Raw genomic sequence first — 806 nt, 5'->3', positions numbered from 1 at the left:
GCCGCTATCGCCACCACCGACAAAGCCGTGCACTTGTTCAACGATTGGCGACAACCAAATCGCATCTGTACCTAGGCTCTTGATGTAATCCAATTTCTCAATTACGCCTTTAAGGTCACCGCCGTGGAACGTGCCAACTTCATCTTTGCCGTCTTTTTTACGACCATAACTGTTGTCGTTCCTTGCGTCTGCGTTGTTGAAACGGTCAACCACCACGAAGTAAATGTTCGCGTTTCGGTAATCAAATGGCACCGCTGCTTTGGTTTTCTGCACAGGCTCTAGCAGCACTAGGCCGCCAGAGTCTTTACTTGGCGTCAGCGATACTTTCTGCTCTTTCACTTCAACCATTTGACCTGAATAAGCATCGCGTAACTTGGTGCCTTCAGGAAAGCTATCCCCCACAGCGATCGTCACTTCACCGCCTTGGTAGACTTCACATTGTACTTGCGGGATCGGGCGTTTAAATTCGGTTTTTGCTGCTTTTTTCGGCTCTCGCTTAAACAACAACGTCTTAGCCGCATCGTCATAAGCGAAGGAATAGTCACCAGTAAAGCGAACTTTGAGTGGCAGTTCGGTCGGCTTGCCACAATTTAGCGCGATAGGTTTATTGAACTTCACTTTCTGACCATCAGGTGCAACGCAGTCGCCTTCAACGCCCGTGATTTTAAGCGTGTATCCGTCTTTGGTTAGAGGCACAACCAAAGGCTGCTCTGCACTTAGCGGGACGTCACGGCTGTTGGTCGTGTTTTTAATGGTGACGGCAACCTCGGAGATCTCCCTTCTCCCCCCAAACACTCTCTTCGGAT

At 49.6% G+C, this 806-nt stretch carries 1 protein-coding gene; it reads right to left on the bottom strand.

Going from position 1 to position 806, the window contains the following annotated elements:
- A partial coding sequence (locus R7Q46_RS26280; RefSeq protein ID WP_318078098.1) for an alpha-amylase family glycosyl hydrolase occupies positions 1-795 on the bottom strand: 795 nt, incomplete at its 3' end.
- Between the last annotated feature and the right edge of the window lie 11 nt (positions 796-806).

Source organism: Vibrio sp. 811 (assembly GCF_033339195.1).
The sequence above is the reverse complement of the archived record's forward strand: the minus strand, read 5'-3'. Positions and strand labels throughout refer to the sequence as shown.